Here is a 4,122-nt window from a genome sequence, read left to right on the forward strand (position 1 = left end):
ACGTTAGCTAAAGACTATTAAAGCTAGCTTAAAATCAGTGGTTTTTATATTCGGTATTACACGTTTTGAATAGAGCGTTGCAATTGTAGGCAACGGTTTTGTGTATGATTAGTGGCGTGTTTAAGCACCTAATTTAGCAAATAATAACCGAATAGAAAATCCGCAAGGATTTTCGTAAGTAGGCGAGAACTAGCCATTAATTATACACGGTGTTGGCGGTAGTTTTAATTTCCGTTGTAAGTTGGAATTCTAACGTAATTTCCATTTCCGTTCATATCATAAAATGCATTGCTTTTTCCATTTATTGCTTCAAGATTTACATCTAAATATCCATTGACTTCAACTGTGTTATCTATATCAACACTTCCTGATACATCTACATAACCACCTTTCACGTATACGTTTTGTTTTGTGGGAATTATTCCTGCATTTTGAAGTACGACAGCCCAAATTCCAACTGTCATTATTATTAATATTGCTTTAAGAGAAATGTTTTTCGATTTAGTTTCCATATTATTTATTTATATAAAGTTTAGTATCATTTTTACAATTGAATTTACATTGTCACGAATATATATAGCAACCCATTTTTCCGCACGATTTCCACTATGGGAATCACTAAAATTATTTCTTGCATTGGCAACTGCATTTGTAACTGTAGATATAAGAATAATTACTTGTTCGGGATATTCAATGTTGTTTGCGTCAAGTTCATTTCTTAAATAATTTCTTATTTGTACAGCCATAGGTGTTAATTCATTAAGATTTATTTGGGCAGGAATTTTTTCTCTGATAAATGATTTATAGAATCCTTCCAAACAAGTATAAGCGAGTGTTAGAGCTAATTCATAATTACCTTCGTTAATTGCTGTATCCATTCTCTCTAAATAATCAATCAGTCTATCAGCATTCCATAAATTATTTGGGATTTCAGCCTGTGGAACTTGTAATTGATTTACAGGTTCTATTAAATTGCGAATAGAAGCAGTTCTTTCTGGTTCTAAATGACCAATTGAATCGATTATAGAATTTATTATTTGGACTCTTTCATTTTCAGGTTGTTCCATTATGAGGTCAAAATAGTAATCTCTTCTGCTTGTGCTTTTATTTTCAGCTCTACGTTGCTCGATATAATTATTATATGAAGGTACATTATAATTAACTTCTCTTATAGTGTTCAGAAATCTTGTACCTCCGAAATAAGTGTCTCCTTGAATGTTTATTAATTCAAAAAGTCTATTGTAAATCTGTATCCAATTCATTTATTCGAGGTCTTTGTTTAATTACCGCCAACGTGTTGCATATGGAAAGTTGTGATTTGCGCGCAATGAAATTCCGAAGGAATTTCAGCAGTAAGTAAATAAACAACTTCCATAATTTAAGTACTAAAGTAAACAATTTTTTATATGCTGTGTTGCCTACAGTTTTTTATTTTTACTTTTTTTGAGCCACAAGCTAACTCGGTTTACGTCAATATTGCGTCTGAGTGAATATCGGAAAACCATACTTTTTTACATTATCTGGCTAAAATTCTGAATTAGTTAACTGTGTACTTTATGTTAGCTAAATACTGATAAAGTTAGCTTGAAATCAGTGGTTTTTATATTCGGTATGACGCGTTTTGAATTGAGCGTTGCAATTGTAGGCAACGGTCTTGTGTATGGTTAGTTGCGTGTTTAAGCAACTAATTTAGTAAACAAAAACGAACGCGAGAAAATTCCGAAGGAATTTTCCAAATAAGCACTTGCCAAAGCAATTAATTATACACGTTGTTGTGAGCTGGCTTTTTACTTTTACTTTTTATTTTTTCAGTTATTAATTTTTGATTTATAACAAGCTGTAATCCAAACATAATAATCAATTGCCATAAGTTAAATATGTTAAAAAAATTCTTTACATCTTGGTCACTATGTACAAAACTTATCATAACAAACACAAATGTTGTAATTGATATAATCCAATAAGTCAATTTTGTTTTAGTGTTTTTAAAAAGTAATTTTAGAAGATAGATTGTTAGATAAGGTGCTATTATAAAGGCACCTATGCAAAAAGCCAAATCTGTATAAAACCAATCTCCGATTGTAATATCATTTGTAATTCCGATTAATTCAATTGCTTTATAAAAAATTGTATATCCAAAAAATCCGATAAAAAAAGCTACATATGAATAAACAATTCCTAAAAAGATTCCATTTGGCAATTCAAGTCTGAATAAGTTATAATTTGATATAGACAATATTATGCTGAAAATCAATGGATATAGGAATAAACTCGATTCTGTTAAAAACAGAACCGAAACAGATAAAAACGGTGTCAAAATTAATTTTAATATCAGTTTAAGTGATTCCATTTATTCTCGTACTGTTTTTTTAGCTTGCTCACAACGGTCTTGTGTATGAAACGTAGCGTGTAAAAAGACGCTAACTTTTCGGATTAACACAGAGCCAAATTTTTATATTTTTCTTTTTATTTTAAGTCTCTCAAAAAGCCAAATATAAAAATTTGGCGTTCTTACTAAATAAGCAAAAACCTTTCGAAAAGCCTATAATAGCTATGTTTTATACACGTTGTTACCTGCTGGCTTTTCTACGTTTTCATATCCTCTAACAAGTCAATTCGTTTTGTATAATGCATTAAATCCAAGTCTCCTTCTCTATGTCCTCTATTTATACTTTCCAAAATATGCATAACATCATTTTCCGAATCTTTCTTTATTACAGAACTGATTAAAGCTTTATTTTCTCCTGTCTCTTTGTCTTTTTCAAATAGGCTTTTTCGATGATATCTATCTTGTGAATAATTATTATAAACATTAATTAATGAAATTTCGAGCCACATAAGTTGCCTTTCCGTTTCGCTATTTATGTCTATTTTAATTATCGATAAAAATTTTTCTTGTAACTCTTTAAAACTTAATTGCTTACTTTTTAATTCTTCGTAAAATTTGTTGTGCCTAATTTTAATAAAGGAAAGTAATAGAAAAATATGAGGTGTAACGTACATATTTGAAGTAAAACTTCTTAAAGCTAATCTTGAATGAGCAAATATCTTTTCTTGTTGTCTTAATGGTACTTTAGCGTTTGTAAAAAGCAATTTACAAGTTTCAAGAAAATTTGATTTGTCTGATTTTAACTCGTAACTTTTTAATCTTTCTGGTGATTGGAAAAATTCATCATATTGGAAATAATCGTATAGATATTTATAAAATATATCTACTTCTGGTTCAGGAATAGAATATTCTAAATCAATAAATCTCCTTAAATACTCGTCAGCATCTATATCATCGCTTCCATAAACTCCTTTAACAGCATTGCCAAGTTGTTCTTTGTCAATTGATAATACGAAGACAATATTTGGAATGGAAAAGAAATGTTTTATTTGCTCAAGAATAGAAACTGCATAATTCGGACGGCATCTATCTAATTCATCAACAATAAATATTAGAGGTTTCCCCTCGTTTGTATTGGCTATAAACTCCGCGAGACTTTGGCGAAAATCTGAAATGCTTTTTTTCTTTTTTTGATATTCGTTGACTTCATTTTCAAAAACATCAGATAATCCTTTAGTAACACCAATAATAGCTTCTTTTACGCCTTCTGTGTCAATATATCTATCTGCTATTGCTTTGGCTATGATTGGTGCAATATGTTTAGTAAGTGTAGACGCTTTCTTTAATGTCTTTTTGAAAGCTGGTTCTGTTTCTTTTGTAGTGAGTGTTTTTAGTTCTCCCATTAATGCTGTGAGAGGATTGTTTTCAAAATCATTTTCCCAAGCATTAAAGTATAGAGTTTGAAAACCATTATTTTTTAAATCCTGTTCCCACATTTTCACAAATGTCGTTTTTCCAGTTCCCCATTTATTGTTCAATGCTAGAACAAAACCGTATGGATAAGAGTTGATAATATTGGTTAAGACTCCTGAATATTTTTGTCTATCTAATTTGCAATTGGCAAAAGGATTTTCTGGTTCTATTTCAATTTCGTAGTGCTTAATATTCATTCAATCGCGATTTTTTTCAGCTTGCAGGTAACGTGTTGCATATGGAAAGTTGTGTTTACGAGCAATGAAATTCCGAAGGAATTTCAGCAGTAAGTAAATAAACAACTTCCATAACTTAAGCAC

General features: G+C 30.2%; 4 protein-coding genes. All 4 read right to left on the reverse strand.

Features of this window, described 5'->3' with window-relative positions:
- Positions 1-224: 224 nt before the first annotated feature.
- The 4 genes from M890_RS0113855 to M890_RS0113870 all read right to left on the reverse strand — a co-directional run bounded on the left by M890_RS0113855 (position 225) and on the right by M890_RS0113870 (position 3,999).
- A complete protein-coding gene (locus M890_RS0113855) occupies positions 225-512 on the reverse strand; it encodes a hypothetical protein (RefSeq protein ID WP_028284092.1) in 288 nt (95 codons plus the stop codon).
- A 9-nt stretch (positions 513-521) separates the two neighbouring features.
- Positions 522-1,262 carry a Dor-1 like family protein gene (locus M890_RS0113860; RefSeq protein ID WP_028284093.1) on the reverse strand — a complete coding sequence of 247 codons (741 nt, stop codon included), beginning with the start codon at positions 1,260-1,262 and terminating at the stop codon, positions 522-524.
- Between the two features lie 494 nt (positions 1,263-1,756).
- Positions 1,757-2,350 (reverse strand): hypothetical protein, encoded by a 594-nt coding sequence (locus M890_RS0113865; RefSeq protein ID WP_157243301.1) that lies wholly within the window; start codon positions 2,348-2,350, stop codon positions 1,757-1,759.
- 236 nt (positions 2,351-2,586) lie between these two features.
- The gene (locus tag M890_RS0113870; RefSeq protein WP_028284095.1) at positions 2,587-3,999 is read right to left on the reverse strand and encodes a KAP family P-loop NTPase fold protein; all 1,413 of its coding nucleotides are present in this window, start codon (positions 3,997-3,999) and stop codon (positions 2,587-2,589) included.
- Between the last annotated feature and the right edge of the window lie 123 nt (positions 4,000-4,122).

The organism is Olleya marilimosa CAM030 (genome assembly GCF_000518485.1).
Lineage (GTDB): Bacteria > Bacteroidota > Bacteroidia > Flavobacteriales > Flavobacteriaceae > Olleya > Olleya marilimosa.

Bases quoted from the DNA above. Each gene is read 5' to 3' on its own strand.
- M890_RS0113855 (WP_028284092.1), bottom strand. From the start codon at position 512: ATGGAAACTAAATCGAAAAACATTTCTCTTAAAGCAATATTAATAATA.
- M890_RS0113860 (WP_028284093.1), bottom strand. From the start codon at position 1,262: ATGAATTGGATACAGATTTACAATAGACTTTTTGAATTAATAAACATT.
- M890_RS0113865 (WP_157243301.1), bottom strand. From the start codon at position 2,350: ATGGAATCACTTAAACTGATATTAAAATTAATTTTGACACCGTTTTTA.
- M890_RS0113870 (WP_028284095.1), bottom strand. From the start codon at position 3,999: ATGAATATTAAGCACTACGAAATTGAAATAGAACCAGAAAATCCTTTT.